Raw genomic sequence first — 4,108 nt, 5'->3', positions numbered from 1 at the left:
ATCGCGGCCTCACGGGTTGACGAGCAGCGACGACGTATTGCCGACCTGCTTCTCGACGTGCTGCAGCGCGCCGGTGCGCGCGTCCATCACGACGAGGTCGGAGGTCGCCGTCAGCCCGTAGAACAGCGGCTTGTCGTCCTCGCTGACCTGGATCGACACGAGCGGATCGACCTTCAGCTGCGCGAGATCCCAGCGCGCGACGCGCTGCTTCGACTTCAGGTCAATCACCCACACCTGCGTGCCGGCGTCCTTGTGCGAGCCGTCGGTGCCCTTGTGCATCAGCACGTAGTAACGGTTCTGTTTTGCCTGCACGGCCGTCTGCTGCATGCCGCCCGGGCGCCAGCCTTCGGCACGCTCGGCGTCCGTCAGCAGCGGCCACGGCTTGCCGAACGCCGGCTTGTCACCGCTGAAATCGGCGCTGCGCACGTTGCCGCCGTAGGTGGTGAACAGGTATTCGCCCTTGTACCGCGACGCGTTCACGAACGCCGGATCCTTGTCGACGTCGATGAATGCCTCCGACATCGTGCGCTTCGTCTCCTTGCCGTTCGCGTCGAGCGTGACGGTCAGTGCCTTGCCGCTTTCGCACAGCGCGGTGAAGCGGTCGTTACCCGACGGATACGCAAGCACGCATGCGGCCGTGTCGATCTCCGACAGCACCTTCTTCGAGACGGCGTCGATCACCGTCACCGACGCGGACGGCGTGATGTTCGCGACGTACAGCCGCTTGCCGTCGGCGCTGAATGCGGTGTTGTACGGCGACGGCACGTGCTGCGCGTGCTTCGCCGGAATCACGATCTCGCCCGCGTGATCGAGCGTCGCGTTGTCGATCATCTCGACGACGTCCGTGCGCGTGCCGTGCGAGCCGCGCGAGAAGTAGGTCGTCGCGACGAAGCTGGTCTTGCGATCGGGCGAGATCGCGAGGCCGGGCGCGAAGCCGCCGTCGATCTGGCCGAGCAGCTTCTTCGCATCGGCGTCGTACACGTAGATGCGCCCGTCGGTCATCGACGGCATCGAGATGTCGACGATATAGACCTCGTGCGGATGCCATGGCGGCATCTTCTGCACGACCAGTTCCTCGGGTTTTTCCACCGCGTTTGCGCCGCCGGCCCATGCCGCCACCAACGCCAGCGTCGCCGCGAGCGCCGAGGTTCGTCGCCTTGTCCTCATGCCGCCTCCAGTGGGGATTCACGTTATGTGGGGCGACTGTAGTTCGACAATAAATCCCGTCAGCACCCGGACCGGCAACGCGTACGTGCCGATTCGGGATATTGGAAATGCGCGTGAAAGCCACGCTGTTGCGCACCCTTCCGACCCTCTGAAACCCGCGCGCGGAATAGCGCTCCCCCGTATTGCGCCGACCGCTCGGCCGGTTTAATCTTGCGCGGTCCAAACGACCGCCGGAGGCGCCGTGCTCGTGTTACATCAGAGGTTCGACGACGCAGACCGGCATGCCGAGGCGCTGCGCGGCTGGAATCAGCGTTACGACCAGATCGGGTCCGGCGCGTATCGCAGCGCGGTCAAGCACGCGGTGCTCGACGGCGTGCAGCTGTTCCAGGAAACGGCGAACGTGCGCATCATCCAGCGCGGATGTTTGCCGCACGGCCATACGGTGTTCGGGATGCCGCTCACCGGCTCGGGCACCTTCGCGTTCGGCGGTGCGCGCATCGAGCGCGGCACGATCGTGATGGCGCGCGGCGGCATACCGTTCGAACTCCATTCACCCGACGACATGTCGCTGATCGGCGTGGTCGTCGAACCCGAATTGATGCAGCAGATCGAAGATGCCGCCGACGTCCGGCTGGACGCACGCGCGCTGCGGCACGGCGTCGTCGAGGTGCCGGTCGCCGCGCGCGAACGCGCGAGCGTGCAGCTCGCGACGCTGCTCGAACGCGTGCTGTCGGCGCCCGATACGTTCGACGCGGCACGCGCGCAGTGCGCGATCCGCGCCGACGTCGGCAACGTGCTCGTCGATCTCCTCACCTACCGGATGCCCGAGCCGTCGAACCGGCTCACGCACGCCTGCCACGCCGACATCGTGCGCCGCGTGCACGACTACGTGATCGAGCACCCGGAAGCGCCCGTCGACATCCTGAGCCTGTGCACGCAACTGCGCGTGAGCCGGCGCACGATGCAGAACAGCTTTCAGTCGGTCGTGCAGACGAGTCCGCTCAACTACACGCGCTCGCTGCGCCTCGCGCAGGTCCGACGCCTGCTGCTCGACACGCGGCAATCCGACCTGCCGATCAGCGAGGCGGCCGCACGCTGGGGCTTCCTGCATCTCGGGCATTTCGCGAGCGTGTACAAGGCCCAGTTCGGCGAATTGCCGTCGGCGACGGCGCGCCGCACGGTGCATCGCGCAAAAACGCGCTGAACGCCGGCAAAAAACCGCGATAATTCCGGCTTGACCGTTCGGCGCCCGCGAGCCGGGCGCGGCCCGCGCCGGCCCGCTCGCCGCGTCGCGCGACGACCACCTGCTTCCACCCCACGCCCCGATGCCCGAGGATTTCCACTTCCTGCTGCTGCCCGGCTTCTCCGCGCTCGGCTTCATGTCCGCGGTCGAGCCGCTGCGCGTCGCGAACCGCTTTCGCACCGAGCTGTATCGCTGGCACGTGATCAGCGCGGACGGCGCGCCCGTCGCCGCAAGCAACGGCATTCCGGTCGCCGCCGAAGCCGCGTGCGCGGACGTCCCGCAGGTCGATACGGTGTTCGTCGTCGCGGGCTTCGATCCGCTCGTGTGCTACACGCGCACGCTCGGCGACTGGCTGCGCCGCCAGCACCGGCATGGTGCGACGCTCGGCGGCATCGACACGGGCAGCTTCGTGCTCGCGGAAGCCGGGCTGTTCGACGCGTCGCAGCCGCTCACGCTGCACTGGGAAGCGCTGGCCGCGTTCCGCGAGCGCTATCCCGGCCTGAACGCGACGCAGGAGCTGTTCGAGATCGACGACCGGCGCATCACGTGCGCGGGCGGCACCGCGTCGATCGACATGATGCTCGACCTGATCGGCCGCCGGCACGGCGCCGATCTCGCGGCGGCGATCTCCGAGCAGTTCGTCGTCAGCCGCATCCGGCAGCGTTCGGACAGCCAGCGGCTCGAGATCGCCGCGCGCTACGGCGTGCACAACCGCAAGCTGATCCAGGTGATCGGCACGATGCAGCGGCACATGGAGAACCCGCTCGGCTCGGACGCGCTCGCACAGGAAGTGTCGATCACGCGGCGCCAGCTCGAACGGCTGTTCAGCGCGACGCTGAACGACACGCCGACGCGCTTCTACCTGAACCTGCGCCTCGATCGCGCACGCGAACTGCTGCAGCAGACCGACATGAGCATCACGTCGGTGTGCGTCGCGTGCGGCTTCGAATCGCCGTCGCATTTCTCGCGTACCTATCGCGCACGATTCGGGATGAGCCCGCGCAGCGACCGGCGTGCGACACGCTGATCGTCACGGCTTTTGATCACAATCCGGCGCGGTATTGCACGTTCCGGCAGCGTTTCCCGCCGCTCGCTGAACAATGCCGGCAATTGATCGACCAACCGAAGCGGTCGTCGAAAATAATTTGGAATGTCGCTGAAAATATTCTGTAACATATCAAACAAAGTTAGATAGGCAGCCTAACGACACGCCTGCTGCATCTCGGCGCGCGTCGCGCCACGCAGGCTGCCCACCGATATCCAATATCGATCCGAGGGGTATGACATGACGATGCTCGCTTCGCCGTCGCCGCACCTGCCTGCCGTTCGCATCCCTTCACGCGCGTCCCCCTCTTTGCCTGCCCGCTTCTTTTCGACCTGAGATTTAGTTCTCCTTAGTCAGTCGATACTCCCTACACCGCTTCGCCGCACCGGTTCCATCGAACCGGCGCGCGGGCCGTGTCGTGCCTGCTCGCCACGAGCGCGCGGGCGTGTCCAACCGTTGAGATGAGGATCACGTATGCAGACATCACGCAAAGCATTGCCGCTCGCCCTGAGTCTCGCGCTCGGTTTCGGCATCGTCGGCGGCACCCTGGCCGATACGAAAGTGTCGAATCCGCAGGCCGCCAGCCTGCGCGAAAGCCTGACGCGCGGCGTCGCGCCGCCGGCCGCGAAAGCCGATACGGCCGCCGGGCAATT

The 4,108-nt window shown here is 66.5% G+C and carries 3 protein-coding genes and 1 pseudogene; 3 read left to right on the top strand and 1 reads right to left on the bottom strand.

The features are described 5' to 3' along the window. Positions 1-9: 9 nt before the first annotated feature. Positions 10-1,167 carry an amine dehydrogenase large subunit gene (locus JMF90_RS27050; protein WP_201317083.1) on the bottom strand — a complete coding sequence of 386 codons (1,158 nt, stop codon included), beginning with the start codon at positions 1,165-1,167 and terminating at the stop codon, positions 10-12. A gap of 241 nt (positions 1,168-1,408) precedes the next feature. Here JMF90_RS27050 and JMF90_RS27045 point away from each other — a divergent pair, with 241 nt between their 5' ends. From JMF90_RS27045 to JMF90_RS27035, 3 genes and pseudogenes are all read left to right on the top strand, one after another. Next, a complete protein-coding gene (locus tag JMF90_RS27045; protein WP_011547115.1) occupies positions 1,409-2,371 on the top strand; it encodes a helix-turn-helix domain-containing protein in 963 nt (320 codons plus the stop codon). Positions 2,372-2,492: 121 nt separating this feature from the next. Continuing rightward, on the top strand, positions 2,493-3,437 hold the full coding sequence (locus tag JMF90_RS27040; RefSeq protein ID WP_006480675.1) for a GlxA family transcriptional regulator: 945 nt from the start codon (positions 2,493-2,495) through the stop codon (positions 3,435-3,437). 492 nt (positions 3,438-3,929) lie between these two features. Then, positions 3,930-4,108 (top strand): annotated as a pseudogene (locus JMF90_RS27035) (peptidase); the annotation flags it as partial.

Source organism: Burkholderia sp. E168m23 (assembly GCF_016586125.1).
Classification (GTDB): domain Bacteria; phylum Pseudomonadota; class Gammaproteobacteria; order Burkholderiales; family Burkholderiaceae; genus Burkholderia; species Burkholderia orbicola.
This window is presented reverse-complemented; position numbering and strand designations above follow the sequence as displayed.

Bases quoted from the DNA above. Each gene is read 5' to 3' on its own strand.
- JMF90_RS27050 (WP_201317083.1), bottom strand. From the start codon at position 1,167: ATGAGGACAAGGCGACGAACCTCGGCGCTCGCGGCGACGCTGGCGTTG.
- JMF90_RS27040 (WP_006480675.1), top strand. From the start codon at position 2,493: ATGCCCGAGGATTTCCACTTCCTGCTGCTGCCCGGCTTCTCCGCGCTC.